Source organism: Pseudomonas sp. SLFW (assembly GCF_009905615.1).
Lineage (GTDB): Bacteria > Pseudomonadota > Gammaproteobacteria > Pseudomonadales > Pseudomonadaceae > Aquipseudomonas > Aquipseudomonas bambusae.
On the sequence record NZ_JAAAKW010000002.1, the window covers coordinates 102,926 to 123,842 of the forward strand.

14 protein-coding genes are annotated in these 20,917 nt (G+C 58.1%); 2 read left to right on the forward strand and 12 right to left on the reverse strand.

Features of this window, described 5'->3' with window-relative positions; genetic code table 11:
• Positions 1–2: 2 nt before the first annotated feature.
• On the reverse strand, positions 3–1,208 hold the full coding sequence (locus GVN17_RS03850; protein ID WP_166593920.1) for an MFS transporter: 1,206 nt from the start codon (positions 1,206–1,208) through the stop codon (positions 3–5).
• Positions 1,209–1,276: 68 nt separating this feature from the next.
• Entirely contained in the window at positions 1,277–3,919 is a 2,643-nt protein-coding gene (locus GVN17_RS03855) for a glucosidase (RefSeq protein WP_166593921.1), read from the reverse strand.
• Between the two features lie 272 nt (positions 3,920–4,191).
• Here GVN17_RS03855 and GVN17_RS03860 point away from each other — a divergent pair, with 272 nt between their 5' ends.
• Entirely contained in the window at positions 4,192–5,307 is a 1,116-nt protein-coding gene (locus GVN17_RS03860) for an acyltransferase (protein ID WP_166593922.1), read from the forward strand.
• A 176-nt stretch (positions 5,308–5,483) separates the two neighbouring features.
• Here the strand turns inward: GVN17_RS03860 and GVN17_RS03865 are convergent, their stop codons facing one another.
• A complete protein-coding gene (locus tag GVN17_RS03865) occupies positions 5,484–6,215 on the reverse strand; it encodes a WecB/TagA/CpsF family glycosyltransferase (RefSeq protein WP_166593923.1) in 732 nt (243 codons plus the stop codon).
• A gap of 212 nt (positions 6,216–6,427) precedes the next feature.
• Between GVN17_RS03865 and GVN17_RS03870 the strand changes: the two genes are divergently transcribed.
• Positions 6,428–7,477, forward strand: a complete 1,050-nt coding sequence (locus GVN17_RS03870; RefSeq protein WP_256665066.1) for a glycoside hydrolase family 5 protein — start codon at positions 6,428–6,430, stop codon at positions 7,475–7,477.
• 1 nt (position 7,478) lies between these two features.
• On the opposite strand, the gene GVN17_RS03875 is transcribed toward GVN17_RS03870, so the two are convergent.
• From GVN17_RS03875 to recF, 9 genes are all read right to left on the reverse strand, one after another.
• The gene (locus tag GVN17_RS03875; RefSeq protein WP_166593925.1) at positions 7,479–8,756 is read right to left on the reverse strand and encodes a hypothetical protein; all 1,278 of its coding nucleotides are present in this window, start codon (positions 8,754–8,756) and stop codon (positions 7,479–7,481) included.
• Positions 8,757–8,805: 49 nt separating this feature from the next.
• Positions 8,806–9,747, reverse strand: coding sequence for a glycosyltransferase family 2 protein (locus GVN17_RS03880; protein WP_166593926.1), 942 nt, complete (start codon positions 9,745–9,747; stop codon positions 8,806–8,808).
• Positions 9,748–9,824: 77 nt separating this feature from the next.
• Positions 9,825–11,189, reverse strand: coding sequence for a lipopolysaccharide biosynthesis protein (locus tag GVN17_RS03885; protein ID WP_166593927.1), 1,365 nt, complete (start codon positions 11,187–11,189; stop codon positions 9,825–9,827).
• A 25-nt stretch (positions 11,190–11,214) separates the two neighbouring features.
• A complete protein-coding gene (locus GVN17_RS03890) occupies positions 11,215–12,606 on the reverse strand; it encodes an undecaprenyl-phosphate glucose phosphotransferase (RefSeq protein ID WP_166593928.1) in 1,392 nt (463 codons plus the stop codon).
• 103 nt (positions 12,607–12,709) lie between these two features.
• Positions 12,710–14,872: a polysaccharide biosynthesis tyrosine autokinase gene (locus tag GVN17_RS03895; RefSeq protein WP_256665067.1), complete on the reverse strand. Its 2,163-nt coding sequence runs from the start codon at positions 14,870–14,872 to the stop codon at positions 12,710–12,712.
• Between the two features lie 56 nt (positions 14,873–14,928).
• Positions 14,929–15,456 (reverse strand): polysaccharide biosynthesis/export family protein, encoded by a 528-nt coding sequence (locus GVN17_RS03900; protein WP_166593930.1) that lies wholly within the window; start codon positions 15,454–15,456, stop codon positions 14,929–14,931.
• A gap of 45 nt (positions 15,457–15,501) precedes the next feature.
• The gene (locus GVN17_RS03905) at positions 15,502–16,662 is read right to left on the reverse strand and encodes an outer membrane beta-barrel protein (RefSeq protein ID WP_218576085.1); all 1,161 of its coding nucleotides are present in this window, start codon (positions 16,660–16,662) and stop codon (positions 15,502–15,504) included.
• Positions 16,663–17,388: 726 nt separating this feature from the next.
• A complete protein-coding gene (gene gyrB, locus GVN17_RS03910; protein WP_166594270.1) occupies positions 17,389–19,806 on the reverse strand; it encodes a DNA topoisomerase (ATP-hydrolyzing) subunit B in 2,418 nt (805 codons plus the stop codon).
• Between the two features lie 4 nt (positions 19,807–19,810).
• Complete coding sequence (gene recF / locus GVN17_RS03915) at positions 19,811–20,914, reverse strand: DNA replication/repair protein RecF (protein ID WP_166593931.1); 1,104 nt, start codon at positions 20,912–20,914, stop codon at positions 19,811–19,813.
• Positions 20,915–20,917 lie beyond the last annotated feature (3 nt).

Here is a 20,917-nt window from a genome sequence, read left to right on the forward strand (position 1 = left end):
GGTCAAGACCGATGTCGTTTTGACGCGAGTGTTTTTGGCGTGGATATCCACAGATTGCAAAGCGCCGCCATTCCGATCAAAACCAGACCTCCGCTAGCTGCCGCAACGAACCCCATCGCAGGGGAAAGGCTGTCGATGGCGAAGCCAACGAGCGGGGCGGACAGTGTCTGGCCTATTCGATACGCCGAGTCATGCAGCCCCATCACTTCGCCTCGCACATCCGAAGGCGCCAGTTTAGCGACAGCTTCCGATCCCGCTGCCAGCGTAGGCGTGCACAACAGATTGGTGGGCAACAGCGCCAGCATCAGCCACCACCAGACTTGATCGAACAGCGCCACCGGCAGCAGCAGCAAACTCATCGCCAACGCCAGTCGGGCCTGGGACCACGACCGCCGAACAATGCCATGGACAAATCCGCCCGTGATCGATGCTACGGACATGGCCGCGATCACATACCCCGTAAACGCGATTTCGCCATTGCTGCGCAGCACAGCAATCAGCGCCAGCTCAGTCCCGTAGAGCACAAACAACGCCGCCGCACTGACAAACATTGCAGACAGCAGCGGGCCGCTCATCCACGTCCTCAACTTGGGTCGGACACGCTGTATCTTCTGAGCGGCTTCGTCGAGAGAACGCGTAGGCCAGTTCAGCTTGTACAGCACAATGTACGAAATGGCCCGCCACACGCCGATACCAACGATGGTCGCCGTCGCTGAATAGGACGTGATCAGGAGAATGCCGGTGGCAGGCGCAATGACGAAGCCCAGCTCCATCAACATCATGTTCAGCGAATACGCCGGGCGACGCTGGTCTTCAGGCACCAGGCTGGCCACGAATTGGCGAGCCAGCGAACCCGTCGGCACCGTAAATACGCCTGCAATAAAAGCCAGACAGACATAGACGGGATAACTCGCCAGCGGCAGGCCCAGCCACGCGACGGTGGATATCGTGCCGCTGACGGCCACCACCGGGCGCAGACCGTGGGAATCGATCTTGCGCCCCAACAGCGGCGAGCCCACGGCAAACCCCAACGCCGTGGCGGTCGCGACGACACCGGCATCGAAATAACTGCGCCCCATTTCATTCAGCACATGCAGGCTGAGCGTGAGGGTCATGATCGTCAGCGGCAAGCCGGCGACAAACATGAACAGCGTCGCTGGCAACACCCGAGGGATGGCCAACACTTTCTGGTACTTGCGAAACGACATCCGGTTACCGCTCCTTTAACCCCGTCCCTGTCCTGATACAGCGCCTCTCACCGAATCAGCCGGCGAGTTTATGCCTTTGGTTGAAGCAGAAGGGCCACCAGCGCGCTCCAGCCCGTCTGGTGTGATGCCCCAAGGCCACGGCCGTTTTCGCCGTGGAAGTATTCGTGAAACAACACGAGATCCCGACTCTGCGGGTCTATTTCAAGCTGTGGATAACCGGCCATGGAAGGCCGGTTGCCTTCTTCGTCGCGTAGGAAAAGTCTGTTTATGCGGTGGCTGAGTCCGTCAGCCACTTCGTCGAGCGAGGCCAGATACCCTGAGCCGCTGGGGTATTCGACCGAAAAGTTCTCGTCGTAATAGCGATGAAACTCACGCAACGATTCGATCAGCATGTAGTTCAAGGGCATCCACACCGGCCCCCGCCAGTTGGAGTTGCCGCCGAACAGACGGGAGTTCGACTCCGCCGGTTCATAATCCGCCGACAGTGTGTTGCCGTTGATCTTCATGCTGAATGGGGTTTCGCCGTAGTACCGAGACAACGAGCGGATGCCGTGGGGCGACAGAAATTCGCTTTCATCGAGCATGCGTTTGATCAGGTCTTTGGTGCGTTGGCCGCGCAACAGCGCCAGCAGCAACCGATTGCCTTTGCCCGGTTCGGTCCAGCGTGAGACCAACGCCGCCAGATCAGGCCGGTGATGCAGAAAACCCAGCAACCGTTCACGCAGGCCTTTCAGGCCTTCATGTTCGCGCTGCTCCAACACGCGGACGGCGAACAGCGGGATCAAGCCCACAAAGGAACGCAGTTTCACGGACTCACGCACGCCATCCGGCCGGTGCAACACGTCGTAGAAAAAGCCGTCCTGATCGTTCCACAGGCCTTCCACTTCGTCCTTATCGACTTCGTTGATCGCGCCAGCGATATAAAGGAAGTGTTCGAAGAACTTCACCGCAATGTCGACGTACACCTCATTGTGCTGCGCGAGCTCCAACGCGATGCGCATCAAGTCCAGCGCGTAACCCGCAACCCACGCCGTGCCATCCGCCTGATCGAGCTGATAACCGGGGGCGAGGGCGGCCGAGCGGTCGAACAGACCGATGTTGTCCAACCCGAGGAATCCACCCTGAAAGATGTTGTGGCCCTCGGCGTCCTTGCGATTGACCCACCAGGAAAAATTCAGCAGCAGCTTGTGGAAAACCTTTTCAAGAAACACCCCGTCGCCTTGGCCTTTTTGCGCCTTCTCCATCTGGTACACGCGCCACGACGCCCAGGCATGAACGGGCGGGTTGGCGTCGTCGAAACGCCATTCGTAAGCGGGCAACTGGCCGTTGGGGTGCATGAAGCGGTCTTTGACCAACAGCAGCAGTTGATCCTTAGCGAAATCGACGTCGATCAAGGCGAAGGCCACGGCCTGAAATGCCAGGTCCCACGAGGCGTACCACGGGTATTCCCACTTGTCGGGCATCGAGACGATGTCGAAATTGCACAGGTGGCGCCATTGGTTATTGCGAATGTGCGAACGCCCTTCAGGTAAAGGGGGTAGTCCGGGGTCACCCGCGAGCCACGCCTTGACGTCGAAGTAATACAGCTGCTTCGACCAGAGCAACCCGGCCAGCGCCTGACGCTGAACATTGCGGGCGTCGGCGTCTTCGAGCTTGTGCTGCAAGGCGCCGTAGAATTCGTCGGCTTCCCTGCGACGTTGGTCGAAGAGCGCGCGGGCATTCACGTGGGCTGAACCGGCGGGCGCAAACCGGAGGTACACCGCTTGGGAGGCGCCGCCTTCCAGCGTCAGGACGAAATGAGCGGCGGCCTTGGTACCCAAGTCTCGATGAATCGCGTCCGGGTTTGCGCCAATCAGCCAGTCATTAATGCCGTCTTTGAACGGGCCGGCTTCAGGACGACCGAACAGCTTCGGCGCATTGGTGCGGTTCTCGCAAAAGACCCACTCGGCCGTTTCATGCCCCCAGGCCGTGGCTTCTCTCGCGGACGCCTTGGGATGCCGAGCGGTCACCACGTTATCCACACGCGACAGGGCAGGGCGGTCGACCTCGTCGGCCCAACTCCAGATGTCCCGCGCCCAGAGTTGCGGCAGGACGTGCAAACGCGCCTGCCGATCCGAGCGGTTGACCACGGTAACCCGCATGAAGATGTCATCGGGCGTGTGTTTGGCGTATTCGACGCTGACGTCGAAGTAGTGGTTGTCGTTGAACACGCCGGTGTCGAGCACTTCGTATTCAGGGTCGTCCAGCCCTCGACGCCCGTTTTCTTCCACCAGATCGCTATAAGGGAAAGCAGCGTGAGGGTACTTGTAGAGCATGCGCATGTAGGCGTGGCTCGGCACGCCATCGACGTGGAAATACAGCTCTTTCACGTCTTCGCCATGGTTGCCTTCCGCGTTGTTCAGGCCGAACAAGCGTTCCTTCAGAATGGGGTCACGCTCGTTCCACAGCGCCAGCCCGAGACACCAGTGCTGGGCCTTGTCGGAAAAACCTGCCAGGCCATCTTCGCCCCAGCGATACACCCGGCTGCGAGCATGATCGTGGGGGAAAAAAGCCCACGCATCACCGTCTGCGCTGTAGTCCTCGCGAACCGTGCCCCATTGCCGGTCGCTCAGGTACGGCCCCCATTCGCGCCACTGCTCGGCAGTCTCACCTTGCAGTCGCAGCCCTTCGGTGGTGTGCAGCGGTGTCGCATTGGCAGAGTCGGCAGGCATGTTCACTTCCAGAATTAACGCCGTGGAAACGGCTGGAAACCGGCGCAGGATGCAGAGAAATCTATCGCGCCGCAGGTTTGGTCAATATTTTGGCAACCGGGTTATTCACAGGCCGATTAGTGATGGCAATTAGACGCTGTACACGGTCGGCGTATGGTTTCAACGTGGGATACGCCTATGGCCCCTTCGGTGTTGCGCCAGTTTCTCTGCGCAACGCATCACAGCGGTGAATGGATCGAAACGTGGTTGCTCGTTTAACGGGCGGAGGCGGTATGAATACATTGGGTGATCTGGCGTCCAGACGGAACAACAATTTCAACCTGATCAGGATGCTCGCCGCCACTGCCGTGCTGATTTCGCACAGTTACCCACTGTCGCAGGGCAGCACGGCGGTTGAGCCTTTGTCCGGTTGGCTGGGCCTCTCGCTGGGCGAATTGGCCGTGATCACCTTCTTCTGCGTGTCAGGTTTTTTCATTTCGCTGAGCCGTGACCGCGCCCCCGGCACGATTGATTTTGTCTCTGCGCGATTCCTGCGCATCTACCCCGGGCTGACGCTGGTGCTGTTGATTAGCGTGTTTCTGATCGGCCCGGTCTTTACGACACTCGGCACGCAAGAATATTTCCGCTCGGGCGCAATATACGGTTACCTGAGCCACAACCTGACGCTGTTCAGCATGCAGTTTCAATTGCCGGGGCTGTTCGAAGATAACCCATGGCCTGGCATCAATGGCTCGCTGTGGACGCTGTTCTACGAGGTGATGTTGTACGTGCTGGTCGGCGGTTTAGGGGTGTTCGTCTGCTATGGGCAGAATCGTCGCTTCGCCGTGTTTCTGCTGGTGTACGCGATTGCTTATGTCGCGTTCAAAGTGCTGTCGGCCAATACCACGCTGCTGGCGGACATGCACCGCCTGCAATACTTCTTCACGTGGGGTTTGCCGTTCGTACTGGGCATGTCGCTGTACCGCTATCGGCAGCACATCCCGCACCGCTTCATTTGGTTTGTGCCGCTGGCTGCGCTGGCGGTCGGGTCTTACAAGACGCCATATTTCAGCGAGTGTTTCGTGCTGGCCTGGACCTACCTGATCTTCTATCTCGGCTTCGCGACCCACCCGCTGATCGACCGCTACAACCGGTTGGGCGATTACTCGTACGGCGTCTACATTTATGCGTTTCCGGTGCAAGAAATCCTTGCTCATCAGTTCAAGGGCATCGGGCCGGTGACCATGATGCTGGTGGCGTTCCCGATTGTGCTGGCGGCGGCGGTGTTCTCCTGGCACTTCATCGAGAAACCGGCGATGGCGCGACGGCATGCGTTGGCTGCGCACATCACCCATTCGTTCAGCGGCCTGAAAGCGTATTGGGCGGCGATGGGAAAAGGCACGGCGTAAAACGCAAAAAACCCCGGGCGATGTAAATCGACCGAGGTTTTTGACGACGAGCATTGGGCACTGTAGGAGCGAATTCATTCGCGAAAAATCGTTCGGGCGATAGAGATGTGTCGTCCGTACCCGCCAATCGCGAATAAATTCGCTCCTACCGATGGGGTTGAGTCACCTGGACGGGATCAAGTGCCCGAACGATTACGGAACTGCCGAGCGATGATCGGCAGAATGCGGTAGGCATCCACCGCGTAACGTCGACCCAGCCGTTTGGGCTCAGTGCACAGCCGATGCAGCCACTCCAGTGAAAGCCGCTGGACCCACATCGGCGCTCGCCTGACTTTGCCTGAGAGAAACATCAGCGACGCCCCCGTGCACAACCCGACTCCGGTGGCACCGCCACGCTTGTACACCTCGCAGGCGAGAACCTCCTGGCGTGGCGAGCCGACGGAAAACACGGTCATACGCGAATGCTGCCGCTGAATGAAATCAACGCAACGCTCGACCTCTTGCGGGTCGTCGATGAAACCCATGGGCGGGTTGTAGTGATGAAAGGTCACGGAAGGATAACTGCGCTTGAGCGTGGTGATGACGTCTCGCTCGCACCCCAGAACGGTGACGTCCCATTGCCTGAGCTGGGCGATGTTCATCATGGCCCTGGTCAGTGTGCTGCCGGGAATGGGCTCGGCGATCCCCGCATTCAAGCGCTGAAGCACCGGATAAAGAACGCGGCTGTCGCACAACCGATGGCCCGCATACCGATAGGCTTCGCGAAGCTGCTCGTCATGTTCGAGCAATACGATGTGATTGACGTTGGCAGTCACCAGGTATTTAAAAGGGGCGTCTGTGAGGTTGATCAGCTCGTCGATGAGCTCCCGTTGTCGTCCACGATAGAACTCGATTCCAAACACTTTCATAGGGCGGGCTCCTGCTAATGAATAATCGCGTGCAGTGCCGGACCACACTGAACAGCAGCGCGAATCCGGCGTGTGCGACCCTCTCGGGTACCAGCGGCAAACATCGGGAGCGACGAAACAAACAGGCACGGCAAAGCCGCGCGTTGCCTGAACAACACGAATTCCGTCCGGGAGATTTCCGCGGTGAAAAAACGGTGAGGATGAGTCGCGCTATGAGGTGGTTGCGCAGATCGGTGTTGGCCGGCCTGACGCTGACGGTCTTTCAGGGGCTATACATCCCCGCCCAGGCGGCCACCTTGCCCATGGTGCTGATCAACGTCTCGGGCGCCGAGTCGTCGGAAGGCAAGTTTCCGGGCGAAAACGGAACGGACTACTTCTTCCCCAGCGAAGGCTATTTCGCCCGCTGGAAAGCCAAGGGCATACGCACCGTGCGCTTTCCAGTGAAGTGGGAGCGATTACAGCCGGTGTTGGGCGATGGGCTGGACGCCACGTATGCCGGGTTGATAGACAAGATGCTCATGCAGGCGAACCAGCAAGGCATCGGCGTGATCATCGATGTGCATAACTATGCTCGGTATCGACAGCAGGTGATCGGCAGTCGCGACGTGACCGTCGACCATTACCGTCAGTTGATGCAGCGCATTGCCGAACGCTGGCACGACGCGCCAGCGCTGTATGCATACGACTTGATGAACGAACCCCACGATGACTCCGACGCCATCTGGCCGCAGGCCGCGCAGGCCGGGATCGACGGAATTCGCAAGGTGGACCGCAAGCGGCTGATCATTGTCGAGGGTCGTGACTGGGCAAGCGCTGCCCGCTGGCCGCAGAACAACGACGCCTTGCTGAAGCTGAAAGACCCGGCCAACAACCTGGTGTTTTCAGCCCATCTCTATCTAGACAGCAACGGCGGCGGGACCTACACGGACCCGAAAAACCGTCCCATTGATCCTGATATTGGCGTGAACCGAGCCAAGCCCTTCATTCAATGGCTACAGAAAAACGGCCGTCGTGGGCAAATAGGTGAAATGGGTTTTCCGGATAACGACCCTCGCTGGGCGGTAGCCTCGGAACGACTGCTCAAATACTTGCAGCCGTATTGCGTGCCGCTGGCGTACTGGACGTCGGGCGAGAGCTGGGGCCCCGAGCCGATGAACCTGGAACCGATCGATGGCCAGGACAGGCCGCAATGGCAGGTGCTGGCCAAATACCTGGACACGCCCACATGCACACAATACGGCCCAGGCGCTGCCCGCCGCTGACTTAGCGGTGCGGTTGAATGGGTGACTGAAATACCGATTCCGGCAAGGGCCGACCCACGCTTGACTCGCGCACCGCCGAGGCGCGCGCAAAGTACACAAATGCCGCGAGGGCCAGCCCCGTCAGGTCGCCGCCGTACATGATCGAAGTCGACAGGAAAAAATTGAACGCGTTAAGGGTGAAATCCAGCTGCAAGCCACTGAGCAGATCCCCCTTGCGTCGGCACTTGCGCATGATTCGCCAGTAACCGAAGTAGTAGAACCCGGCGATCAGCGGGGTGAGAAAGCCGAAGCGGTACAACACCCCCAACAGCCCCACGTCCGACAGGTAAAAGTAGGCGTTGTACAGCCGCGCAAAACCGCTCTGCCACTGCAACGACAACGCCCCCATGCCGACGTAATAATTCGCGGGCACTTCTCGTAGAACGATGTCTGAGGTGGTCACTCGCACGCCGCCTTCGGTGGTGGCTTCGCCAATGAGCGCGTTGAATTGCTGGTATTGGTCCTCGAAAAAATCGGGCGCGATGAAGTATGCGACCAATACAATCCCGATCACCGCTGCGCCGGTTTTCAGCAGCACGCCCCAACGTGTGCGAAAGATCCAGATGCCTCCCAATACCCACATCAACATGGTGTTGCGTGTTTGCAGCACCAGCCAGAGATAGGACGCGAACAGCAACAGCAGCAAGACCGATCCCAGCGAGTAGGCGCGTCGGATGCGGTACATCAGCATGTAGGCACACACGCTGACGTAGGCCGCGCCAATGCTGAAGCGATTGGGTCGGAGCGGGTTGAGGCCGTAATCCTTGTCGTCGACGTTGAACGTGACGTCGTTGTTTTCCGGCACCACGCCGAAGTAATACAGGTAGCCGACGAGCACGCAGGCCAACCCGGAGATCAGGAAAAACCGCTCCAGTTCGTCCTGAGTTGGTTTCGCCCTGATCATCAGAAACAGGGCCGGGAAGAACAGCAGGTACAGAAAGCTGCGACGTTCTTCGAGCATGCCGTAGAGAAGGGGCTGTCCGAATTTTGCGTTGGCCAAGAACGCTGACAGCAATGGCAACAGCAGGCCGAAGCACACGATCCACAGCGCCGCTCTCGACTGATGCGCCCGCTTCCAGACCAACAGCAAGCCGAGCGCGGACACCACGACTGCAACGATGAACAGCTCGCGCACGTAGGGCAGTCCGGCTTTTTTGTTGTCGGTCAGGAACAGGCATGCCGAATTCAGAAACAGCAGGATGAACAGCAACGTCCGGTATGAAAAAAGCGCTCTGGTCACGACGAAATACCTTCATGGGAGAAGCCAGGCAAGGCAGGGGGTTAGCCCTTCAGCGCCAGGAAAACGCGAACCCCTCGCTGATGCCTTTCAGGCCATAGCGAATGTTTTTCAGACTACGGCTGTTTTGCAGCACGGTGATCGACGCCAGCGCCAGCGAGGAAACGACGCAACATGCAGTGGAGTGGAATTTGCGGTTGTACATGATGGCGGCACGGTTCCGGTAAAAATGGTACAGGTGGCTTTTACCTTTGGTGCTGCCGCTGTCGCCATGCCGGGCGAAACTGCCCAGCGCGACTTGGCAAGAAATACCTCGGGCCGCTGCACGCCGTTGCCAGTCCACTTCTTCGGAGTACATGAAGTAGCGCTCGTCCATGAGGCCCACTTCTTCAACCACTCTGCGGGAAACCAACATCGACGCTCCCATCAAATAATCGGGCGTGGGCAAATTGAGCTGCGGGAGTTGCGAGCGATCGGCTTTTTTACCGATCAACCTGGTCTTGCCCAACCACGGGTAAACGGTGCCGCCGCCCACGCACTGAACCATGTCCGGGTTGTCGGCGTAGACCAGAACGGACGCGCTGAATCCGCAATAAGGATCGCTGTGCATCGTGTCGAGCAGCCGTTCCAGCGCACCGGGTTCGACGGTGATGTCGTTGTTCAGAATCCAGAAATAGTCGTACCCGGCGCGGGCCGCGTAAGCGATGCCGACATTATTGCCTCCGGCGTAACCGTGGTTGCCGTTGTTCCTGATCAAGCAGCGGTCATACCGGCGGGATTCGTGAGCGATCTCTTCTTGCGTGGTGATGAGCGTGTCGGTGACATCCCGCTGCACCATGTCACTCAGCAACTTTTTGTAATCGGAAGCATGGGAGTCGTTATCGATGACGATCACCGGAATCGAACCACAGGCCTCAATCGAGCGGATGCAATTGAGCGTCTGCTCGGCGCCGTTCCAGTTGAGGATGATCGCGCAAACCTTTTCAGTATTCATGGGTGCAGAGCCTCAAGAGGGATGAGCGAACGGCAGGCGTAGCTGCCGCCCGATTCGGAAAAAACCGTTTTTTTAGGTCAGGGGTGTGCCGCCTGAAGACGGCGATGCCAACGCCGCCCTTCGATCAGCACGATCACAATCATCGACAGGTTGATCAGCACGTTCGCGGCGGCGAAGGCCATGACCACAGCCAGTGCATCCTTGAAGAAAAACGCTCCCGCCATCACCGCCGAAATACGCAGACTGGTGCTGACGATTTCGAACACTAGAAAAGTTTTTTGCAGCGAAAGCGCGGGGATGGCCACCAGGCAGGGGCCACCAATGAATCCGGCAAATTCAGAAATCGCCAGCCATCGTGCGTACTCTCCAGCAGTGTGCCATTGCCCTCCGAATGCCAGATCGAACAGCCACGGCCCGGCGATGACCAGCGCAGCGAACGGCACCAGCCCTGCGAGCGACATGCCCATCACGCCACGCAGCAACAGACCGGTCACAGCTTCTCGGGCATGAATCGCTTGGGTGATGCGCGGGTAATACACGCTGCCAACAGCCTTGCCGATGAAGTTGCTCGGCATGGCCAGCACTTGCAGGCACAGCGCGAAAAAGCCAGCCGGGACAGCGCCGAAAGCGGACGCCAGCACCAGGGTCGGCATGTGCACCGACAGGGCATTGATCAAGACTTGAGGCGCACGGAAGAGTGGGAAGTCCCGGTATTCGGACGCCAGCTGACGCAGCGTCTTACGAGGTTCGATCATCGCTTCCGGCGAGGCCTTGAATAAGCTCGGCTCCCGTCGCAGGCGAATGCCGATCAGCAGCAACGCGCTGTGGATCACGTAATAGAGCGAGCTGGTGATCACCAGAACTGGCGCCGTCGCCATGATCAGACCGGCGCCCGTGCGCGTCGCGTTGTAGATCAAGGCGTGAAACGTAGCGGCGCGGGCGGTGAGGTTGAAGCGCTGATTTCGGTAGAGCCACTGCTGGGTGATTTCCAGCACGGCCGAACTGAACATGACCACAGGCAGCCACATCAGGTAGGGGATCAGCAGATCGATGCCCAAAGCATGGGAGGCCTGTTCACCCCAGCCGTATAAGAGGAGGGCCGTGATGCCACAGATCAGCGCCGCCACCCACAGCGACAAGCGAATCAAACCCCGGGCATCCCGCTCTGATTGCGGCAGCACAATCGACATCGGGTAGGTGAGGGCGCACCACGGGATGAGGATAATGGTCAGGCTTTGGAAGGTGCCGACCACGCCGAAGGCTTCCGGCCCATAGATCCGCATGATCACCGGGATCAATGCCAGGTTGATCGCCTGCGCCCCCGCGCTCCCGGAAATAGTGGTGGCGATGTTGCGCACCAACCGCGCCTGCCATACCTGCCGAACCGCGCCGCGCCACCCAGTACCGGGCAAACCCGAGGCGGTGAATTCGGGATCAGCCATGCCGTTCTCCTTCGCCAGCAGGCGCTTAATAAATGTTGCGTGAGAACAGGGTGAACGGGGTGATCAGCAGAATCTTGATGTCGAGCCAGAGCGACCAGTGATTGATGTAGGCGAGGTCTTTTTCGATCCGCAGTTGCATCTTTTCAATGGTCTCGGTTTCGCCACGCAAGCCACTGATCTGCGCCAGGCCGGTGATGCCCGGCTTGATCCGATGCCGCGCCATATAAGCGAGGATCTTGTCGCCGTAATAGTGATTGTGGGCGACGGCGTGAGGGCGCGGGCCGACCAGCGCCATTTCCCCGCGCAGCACATTGATCAGTTGGGGCAGCTCATCGATGGAGGTGCGGCGAATGAATGCGCCTACGCGGGTGACACGGGAGTCGTTTTGCGTCGCTTGTTTCACTGATGTGTCGTCGTGTAAGCGCATGGAGCGAAACTTCCAGACCATGATGATCAGGCCGTTACATCCATGCCTCGGCTGACGAAAAAACACCGGACCGGGAGACGACAGTTTCACCGCAACGGCCACGCTCAGCATCACTGGCAGCAGGACGATCAACGCCATCAACGCAATACAACGGTCGAACAATTCCTTGCCCAAGGCTGCCGCCGGATGCGAACTGATTGGGGTTTCGTTGAGGTAGATCGCAGGGAAACGCTCGATCTGCGAGATGGACTGATTGAGCAGCATCATGCTGCTGAAATCAGGAATCCACACCACGTCGACGCTGAGGTCCAGCAGGGCCAGGTAGATCGCTTCTATTTGTGCCGCCTTGCTCAACGGCATCGCGATGTACACACGACGAATATTGCTTCGGCTCACCAGATCATTGAGGTTTTCCAACGAGCCCAGCACCGGAAGATCATCGTCGTCAGGGGCGTGAGGAACGTCATCTCCGGTCGCGACCATGCCGAGCACAGGCACTCGTTCACGCAATTGCTGAGCCAGGCTGTAGGCGAGGGGACAGGTGCCGACGATCAGCGCCGTGCGTTCGAAACGCAACCAGCGAGCGTGGAGATTGGTCAGGTAGCGCAATGGCAAGTAGCTGCACGCTTGCGCCAGGAAGCCAAAGCCGACGAGTTTCGCCAACAGCGGCTGATCCAGATTGGCATAGTCGAGGCAGACCAGCACCACGGCTGACAGCGATACCATCAGCACCAGCCAGGCAGCCAGCAACCGCAGCAGTCCAAGACCGTAGCCGTAGCGCTTGTGATAGACGTGCAGGGCCGAATAAATCGGCACCGACGCCAGCATCCCCAGCAAAAGAAGGACGCGGTAGGGAATGGGGATGTGACCGAAGTGATCGTAGACCAGGTAGCAGATGGTCAGATTGGACAGGGCCGTGGCACTGATCCACTGACCCCAGAACGTCAAGCCTCTCCGGTTGACCGAAGGATGTAAGCGTCGAGCAAGCATGGTGGTACTCCCAAGCGTTCGTCGCGTGGCCTGTAATTCGTCGCCCAGGCTGAGCTAATGATTTTCTGTAGCGACAGTCGCCGTTATCCCATTACACCGTTGCCTAATAGGCCTCACCCGGCAGATAGCCGTAATAGCCTTGATGGTCGTAGCGCAGATTGACTGCTGAGACCTGGTTAAGAATCACGCCAATCACCGGCGCCCGATTGCGCAGCAATTGCCCGACCCCACGCTGCACCACGGGCGTGGCCGAGCTGTCGGACTTCACGACGTACAACACCGCATCCGCCAACGCGCACAGCAACGCCGCGTCGCTCACCGAATGACTGGCGGGGGAGTCGATGATGATGCGGTCGTAACGCTGCTTGGCCCACTCCAGAAAACTGTTGAAGCGGGGAGAGGCGAGCAGCTCCAGCGGGTTGGACGGCACGGCACCGGCTGGCAGGACATCCATGTCGCCAACTTGCTGAATGCATTCGCCGCTTCGAGCGCTGCCGTTGACCAGATTGGCCAGGCCGATATGGCCATTGCTCAGGCCGAGGTTTTTCGCCAGCGTTGGCCGACGAAGATCCGCTTCGATCAACAGCACGCGCTCAAGGCGTCCCAGTGCGCAAGCGAGGTTCACCGCGATCGCGCTTTTCCCTTCACCGGGCACGGAGGAGGTGATCACCACCACGTTGCGACGCACCTCGATGTCGCTGAGCATGACCCCCGTTCGCGCCGTTCGAATGGCTTCGCTGAATGCCGAATCGTCGTTGTGTTCGAACTGCCGGGCGATCCGTGCACGATTTTTCTTTTGCAGCAGCGGCACCACACCCAGCACCGGGAGGCGAAGTTTCTTCTCCACGTCGTCGCTGGATTTGACGGTGTTCTTCATCGCATCACGCACCAGCGATAACCCGCACGCCAAACCAAAGCCAAGAATCGCGGCAATCGACAGAATCAGTGACTTGCGCGGCATGTTCGGGATCAACGGCGGGATGGCGTCGTCGACGATGCGCGCATTGGTCGAACCCAGGTCGGATGTCGCCGTGGTTTCCCGCAGGCGATTGACGAAGGTTTCGTACAGCGAGCGATTGCTGTCCACGTCCCGCTGCAATTCGCGCAGCTTGAACTCTTTGCGTGCGATGTCCTGAATCTGTGCACGACTGGTGTTCACCGACGTTCTCAGGGCGCTCTCGTTGGCTTGTGCCAGTTGGTAGTTGTTCTGCAAACCGGCAACGACCTGATTCACCTGCGTCGCCATGCTCGCCTTGGCGGCCGCCAAATCGGAGCGCGCGGCGACCATGCTGGGGTGCAGATCTCCGTAGCGTTTCGACAGCTCATCGACCTTCGCTTGCGCCTTCGCCACATCGGCCTGGAACTGCTGCACCACCGGGTTGTTGATCACTGCGGGCAGTGTGGAAAGCTGCCCCGCACCCTTGCCATTGATCGACTGAACTTGTTGGTACTGACTTTGGGCTTCGGCGCGTTCACGGCGTGCATCGATCATGCGATCGCTGGTACGGGATAACTCATTGGCGGTCAGCGTCGTCACACCGCCCACGTCCACCAATCCTTCGGCATCCCTGTAGGCCTGGAGCTTGTTCTCGGCCTCCTGCAATTGCGTGCGTAATTCGATGACGCGCGAATCCATCCAGCGACTGGCATTGAGTGAGTCATTCACTTGCGCGTCCAGCCGACTGTCCAGATAGCCCCGAGCCAATGCGTTGGCCGCTGCGGCTGCCGTCTGCTTGTCCTCCAGCGTGACCCCAATCGTCACCAACTGACTCTTGCCCACCGAGCCCACCGATGTGTGTTCCATCAATTCCGCTACGGCGGCATCGAACACCTGTGTCGGCGTCAGCACTTCCCCTTTGCTCCACGTCGCAGGAAACATTTCCGGCCAGACTGAGGAGACCATCGCCTTGAAGCGCGTCATCAGGTAAGGCCGTTGGCGCGGGTCGAACTCGGGGTGCTGTGTCAGATTGAGTTGGCGCACCGCGCGTTCTGCCACGCCGCGACTCTGGATCAAGCTCAGCTGCGTTTGGAGGTAATCGCTGGTGGGGTTGTTGGGATCGGCAGGGGGCTGAAAGGTGATCACCGACGTGCCCTTGGGTTCGATCACCAGCGATGCCACCGCGCGAAACATCGGCGTGACTGTCTGCATCAACGCTGCGGCCAGTATTACCGCGAGGAGGGTGAGGGTCAGAATGCTCCATTTGCTCGACCACAGCGTCTGACCGATCTTGCGCGAATCGATGAAATCCTTGTCTTCATCGGGCATGCCGGCGGGATACCGTGGAATCTCGTTTCTTCTGCTAATGCTGATCTGGCCCATGATCAAAAGAACCCCTGATCGATGTTAATGGTGTCACCCGGTTCAACCAGGGTGCTCAGCGTTGCCTTGATCTCGTTGCGTTTTAAGTCGGAGCCACGGACCAACGTGATGCGTTTGTCAGAGGCCCGCTCGGTCAAGCCGCCTGCCAGTGCAATTGCCCGGTCGAGCGTCAGCCCTGGCTGGAATGGATAGCCGCCTGGCAACTTGACCTCGCCGCCAATGAAAAACGGCCGGTACTTGAGCACGCTGACCGACACTCGCGGATTCACCAGATAGCCGTCCTTGAGCCTGGTGGTGATCAATTGCTCGACGGCCGTTGGGGTCATCCCCTTCGCAACGACTTCTCCGAGAAACGGGTAGCTGAACGCGCCGGCATCGTTAAGGACGATCTCCTTGAAGGTGAGGTCGTTTTCCCCGAATACGTTGATGGCGATCGTATCGCCGGAGCTCAGTTGGTACTGCGCCGCCGCCCACGTCGATGCGCTACAGACCAGCAACATCGCGGCGATCATGATTTGACGTACAGACATGAGGGCACCTCCTTTCCAGAATGAAACGCTTGCGACCGGGCGCCCCTATAGACTCAGGGCGACCGTCAGCATGTACACGTTGCGGGTGTAGGTCTGATCGCTGAGATCAGAGTCGTTCTTCCACCGCTGATACCCGAGCGAGACCTCGGCCCATCGAGTGGGTGAGTAGATAACCGATGCGCCGTAGTCATTCAGCTTGTCGTCACGGCCTCCCACGCCCAGGTATTCGAGGTCGGCGTAACGGTAGTGCACGTCAGTGGCGACCCAAGGCGTCCAGGTGTGTCGCCAACCCAAACGCGTGCTGGTGTCGTGAACGGTGTTTGCGCCATCGTCCCCTTCCTCGAAGGCTTTGCTCGCCTTGATGGAAAACGTGGAATACGTGCGCGGCTTGTACTCGACGTTGGCCTCCCATGTCGGGCTGCTGTAGTCGTTCACGTCGTTGTTGTCGAAGTTCTTGCGCTCGTAGCCCACGCGCACGCTGCCACTGAGCTTGGCGGTGATGTCACGTGTCACACCGACGAGGGCCGCGTCGCCGGTGCTGTTGCGCGGGCTGTCAGAGAGGACGTAATCGAAGTCGCTGTGGCGTAACTCCACCAGCGTTCGGGTCTGGCCGCCAAGGCGGTGATACCAGGTGCCGATGTACGTTTTAGTGTCGTGTTCCTTGTCGTCGTTGAGCGTGCCGCTGTTGCGATAGCGCAGCTCTTGGTACTCCGCTGACACCTCAAGCTGGTTCATCGCCGTTCGCGCGCCGTAGATGTAGCCCACCTTGCCATTCTTCAATGTGTACTTGTCGTTCTCACGCGGCTCAGCGGTTTGCACCGTGTCTTCAGCCCGTTTGTAGCCCAACTCCCAATTCAGCCTGTTACGCGCATCCAGTTCCATGACGCTTCTGGCCGTCAGCGCCTGATCAACGTGGTCAGCGGCTGAGTGGTCCTGATAGGTGCGGCTATCGACGGCGTACTCCAGTTGATAGCCGCTTGTGCGGGTCTGGGTTTCCAGCACAAACGTCGGGCGCACGGAGGTGATCCACGACGCTTCTTCGTGGTCCGGCAGGGTTCGAAAGTTGTCGTCGTAAAACTCGCTGACTTTCAGCGTTGGCGTGAAATCAAATCCGCCCAGTTCCACGCTTTGAGGTTTGCCCGCCATGGCGACCATCGGGAAGGGGACAAAAACGAGCAACGTCATGAGATTTTTGCGGTTGATCATTCACACATCCTTTCACGCGACAGGGCCAAAAAACGGACATGGAAATAGAGCAAAGCGAAGCTGGAGCCCGTCCGGACATTCCAGTAGGGCCGATCTTGATCTGGGATTTTTAGCCAGTCATTGCCGAGGCGTGTCGCAGGGCAGATGGCGTACTGCTCAATCGGTTTGTCCGATGGCAGCGGGTACAACAGGCAGGATTAAAATTTTGGGTATAGCTACCGCACCGAGGTGACTCGGAAGTGGCAAACCAAAATGGGATTTCTCACATCAACCATGCGTAAAGCGGGGACGCACGGGACAACCGATGACTGCTGATCCGTCACGACTTCAGTCGCATCCGGGGAACTGCGTCGGCGACCATTGGGTGCGTCGGGACAATAGGATATGTCTTCGACGGCATCGCTCGACGGTCTGAGTATGCTTGAGGAATATGACTTGTGTGAGTCTATCGACGGACGGTCTACGAGCCCGTAACAATTTTGAGACACGTCCAACAGAGAGTGTAATTTCATCGATACAGTCATCTCTGAGCGGGCCCTCTAAGTCAGGTGTCTCCGTTCGTGAGCTTTATATCCTGTTCGATATTTGGATCAAGTACTGTCCAGATCTGAAACGCCTACGCAATGTTCCACGTGGAACACACAATCGAAGTGTTCAAAAAAAACCGGCACATGGCCGGTTTTTTTTGCCGGGCTTAAATCACCCAGCGATACAGCAATGACAGCGTTAGAAATCGAGATTCGACACAGCCAGCGCGTTAGCTTCAATGAAGTCACGGCGAGGCTCTACAGCGTCGCCCATCAACGTGTTGAAAATCTGGTCGGCTGCGATTGCATCTTCGATGGTGACTTTCAGCATACGGCGGACGGTCGGGTCCATCGTAGTTTCCCACAGCTGATCCGGGTTCATCTCACCCAGACCTTTGTATCGCTGAATGGTGTGACGCTTTGTGCTTTCCGCCATCAACCAAGCCAAGGCTTCCTTGAACTCGGTGACAGGCTTCTTACGCTCGCCACGTTGTACGTAAGCACCTTCCTCAAGCAGCGTGCTGATCTGCGCGCCCAAGGCTGTAACGGTCTTGTAATCGTTACTGCCGAAGAAGTCGCGGTTGAACGTGACGTAGTTGGAAAGACCGTGGGAGATCAGCTCGACTTCTGGCAGCCAGACATTACGCTCGCGGTCTTCACGCAAGCTCGCCTTGTAGACCAAGCCAGACTTTTCACCGACACGCAGGCGCTCATCAAACTTCGCCAGCCAATCCTGCATGGCTGCATGGTCAGAAAGCTGATCCATCGACACGGGTGGCAGGTAGACGAAATGCTCGGTCAGTTCCTGCGGATAGAGACGTGACAGACGCTTGAGCGTCTTCATCACCATACGGAAATCGTTGACCAGTTTTTCCAGCGCAGGACCGGAAATGCCAGGGGCCGATTCACTCAGGTGCAGGCTCGCATCTTCAAGAGCCGACTGAGTCATGTACTCTTCCATGGCCTCGTCGTCTTTGATGTATTGCTCTTGCTTGCCTTTCTTCACTTTGTAGAGCGGCGGCTGAGCGATGTAGATATAACCACGCTCGACCAGTTCCGGCAGTTGGCGGAAGAAGAAAGTGAGCAACAGCGTACGGATGTGCGAACCGTCAACGTCGGCATCGGTCATGATGATGATGTTGTGATAACGCAGCTTGTCGATGTTGTACTCTTCGCGACCAATGCCACAGCCCAACGCCGTGATCAAAGTGCCAACTTCCTGCGAGGAAATCATCTTGTCGAAGCGGGCTTTTTCAACGTTCAGAATCTTGCCTTTGAGTGGCAAAATTGCCTGAGTCTTACGATTACGCCCCTGCTTGGCCGAGCCGCCAGCAGAGTCACCTTCCACGAGGTACAGCTCGGAGAGGGCAGGGTCTTTCTCTTGGCAATCAGCGAGTTTGCCTGGCAAGCCAGCGATGTCCAGCGCGCCTTTGCGGCGGGTCATCTCACGCGCTTTACGCGCAGCTTCACGAGCACGCGCAGCGTCGATCATCTTGCCGACAACAGCCTTGGCTTCATTCGGGTTTTCCAGCAGGAAGTCGGAGAAGTATTTACCCATCTCCTGTTCCACAGCAGTTTTAACCTCAGACGAAACCAGCTTGTCCTTGGTTTGCGAACTGAATTTTGGATCAGGCACTTTGACCGAAATGATCGCGGTCAGACCTTCACGTGCGTCGTCGCCAGTGGTCGCAACCTTGTGCTTCTTCGCGAGGCCTTCCTGCTCAATGTAATTGTTCAGGTTACGCGTCAGTGCGGAACGGAAGCCCACGAGGTGAGTGCCGCCATCACGCTGGGGAATATTGTTGGTAAAGCAAAGCAGGTTTTCGTTGAAGCTGTCGTTCCACTGCAACGCGATCTCGACGCCCACACCATCATCACGCTGGATGTTGAAGTGGAACACTTGGTTGACTGGCGTTTTGTTGGTATTGAGATATTCAACAAAGGCACGCAGACCACCTTCGTACTTGAACAGCTCTTCCTTGCCACTGCGCTCATCCTTCAAAACGATACCAACGCCGGAGTTCAGGAACGAGAGTTCACGAATCCGCTTGGCCAGGATGTCCCAGCTGAAGTGAATATTCTTGAAAGTCTCGGCCGACGGTTTGAAGTGGATCTCGGTACCCGTCGAATCGCTATCGCCAACGATTTTCATCGGCTCTTGAGGCACGCCATGGACGTAGGTCTGCTCCCAGATCTTTCCGCTGCGGCGAACGGTGAGATTCAGCACTTCGGACAGTGCGTTAACGACCGATACCCCGACGCCGTGCAGACCGCCGGATACCTTGTAAGAGTTGTCATCAAACTTACCGCCTGCGTGCAGCACAGTCATGATGACCTCGGCAGCCGACACGCCTTCTTCTTTATGCACATCGACCGGAATGCCGCGACCGTTGTCGCGTACCGTAATGGACTCATCCGGGTGGATGATGATGCTAATGTCGTCGCAATGGCCAGCCAGCGCTTCGTCAATAGAGTTATCCACGACTTCAAACACCATGTGGTGAAGGCCGCTACCATCGTCCGTATCGCCGATGTACATACCGGGACGCTTGCGCACGGCATCGAGTCCTTTTAGCACCTTGATGCTGGACGAGTCGTACGTTTGATTTTCGCTCATGCATTCACTCCCGATGGTCGTGGGTCTGGGTGATACTGCCGTGTTCCACGTGGAACAAAGCAACTGGCGTTTCCGTCTGCCAGCCTTCCCTCAACAATTCATGATCTACACAGGTGATAAAAACCTGGCAGCGTAATTCTTCCAGCAAGCGACACAACGCGCTGCGGTGATGCTCGTCGAGCTCTGAAGGCAGATCGTCGACGAGGTAAATACATTGGCCACGTCGGGCCTGGCTTACGAGATGTCCCTGCGCGATACGCAACGCGCACACCACCAGCTTTTGCTGGCCGCGCGAGAGAATATCGGCTGCGTTATGGCCACCTAGCCTGAGCCGCAAATCCGCGCGTTGCGGACCTGCCTGGGTGTGGCCCATTTGCTGATCGCGGTGTAGGGAAGAGGCGAGCACTGTGCTCAAGTCTTTTTCTTTATCCCAACCGCGGTAGTAACTCAGGGTCAAACCTTCAAGCTGCACCAACTCGCTCAAAGTTTGCTCGAAGACGGGTTTCAGAGCTTTGATATAGGCCCGCCGAAACTCATCGATTTCGTCGCTGGCTAAACACAGCTCACGGTCCCAAGCAGCCTGCGAAGCGCCGTCAAGTGTACCATGCCGAAGCCACGAGTTCCGCTGCCTCAACGCCTTCTGTAAACGCTGCCAAGTGGCCATGAAACGAGGTTCCACGTGGAACACTCCCCAGTCGAGGAACTGCCGACGGATCTTCGGAGCCCCTTCAAGAAGACGGAAACTGTCTGGGTTGATCAACTGGAGTGGAAGCGTCTCCGCTAACTGGGCAGCGCTTTTGGCGTTTTGACCATCGATACGAATCTGAAACTCGCCCTGACGGTCACGGGAAATGCCCAAATTACTGTGGCCCCCTTCAGCGAGTGAAACCTGACCGAATACCGTACAGGCAGGTTGTTCGTACTGAATGACTGGCTGCAATCGAGCGCTGCGAAACGAGCGGGCAAGCCCGAGCAGATGTATGGCTTCCAGGACACTGGTTTTCCCACTGCCATTGGCACCATAAAGAATGTTGATTCGGGGAGAAGGGGAGAAGGTCACCGGGTGCAGATTGCGCACCCCGGTGACCGAGACGCGACTGAGAGACATCGA

Bases quoted from the DNA above. Each gene is read 5' to 3' on its own strand.
- GVN17_RS03900 (WP_166593930.1), bottom strand. From the start codon at position 15,456: ATGTCTGTACGTCAAATCATGATCGCCGCGATGTTGCTGGTCTGTAGC.
- GVN17_RS03905 (WP_218576085.1), bottom strand. From the start codon at position 16,662: ATGATCAACCGCAAAAATCTCATGACGTTGCTCGTTTTTGTCCCCTTC.
- gyrB (WP_166594270.1), bottom strand. From the start codon at position 19,806: ATGAGCGAAAATCAAACGTACGACTCGTCCAGCATCAAGGTGCTAAAA.
- GVN17_RS03860 (WP_166593922.1), top strand. From the start codon at position 4,192: ATGAATACATTGGGTGATCTGGCGTCCAGACGGAACAACAATTTCAAC.
- GVN17_RS03850 (WP_166593920.1), bottom strand. From the start codon at position 1,208: ATGTCGTTTCGCAAGTACCAGAAAGTGTTGGCCATCCCTCGGGTGTTG.
- recF (WP_166593931.1), bottom strand. From the start codon at position 20,914: ATGTCTCTCAGTCGCGTCTCGGTCACCGGGGTGCGCAATCTGCACCCG.
- GVN17_RS03890 (WP_166593928.1), bottom strand. From the start codon at position 12,606: ATGCTTGCTCGACGCTTACATCCTTCGGTCAACCGGAGAGGCTTGACG.
- GVN17_RS03855 (WP_166593921.1), bottom strand. From the start codon at position 3,919: ATGCCTGCCGACTCTGCCAATGCGACACCGCTGCACACCACCGAAGGG.
- GVN17_RS03895 (WP_256665067.1), bottom strand. From the start codon at position 14,872: ATGCCCGATGAAGACAAGGATTTCATCGATTCGCGCAAGATCGGTCAG.
- GVN17_RS03865 (WP_166593923.1), bottom strand. From the start codon at position 6,215: ATGAAAGTGTTTGGAATCGAGTTCTATCGTGGACGACAACGGGAGCTC.
- GVN17_RS03885 (WP_166593927.1), bottom strand. From the start codon at position 11,189: ATGGCTGATCCCGAATTCACCGCCTCGGGTTTGCCCGGTACTGGGTGG.
- GVN17_RS03880 (WP_166593926.1), bottom strand. From the start codon at position 9,747: ATGAATACTGAAAAGGTTTGCGCGATCATCCTCAACTGGAACGGCGCC.
- GVN17_RS03870 (WP_256665066.1), top strand. From the start codon at position 6,428: ATGAGGTGGTTGCGCAGATCGGTGTTGGCCGGCCTGACGCTGACGGTC.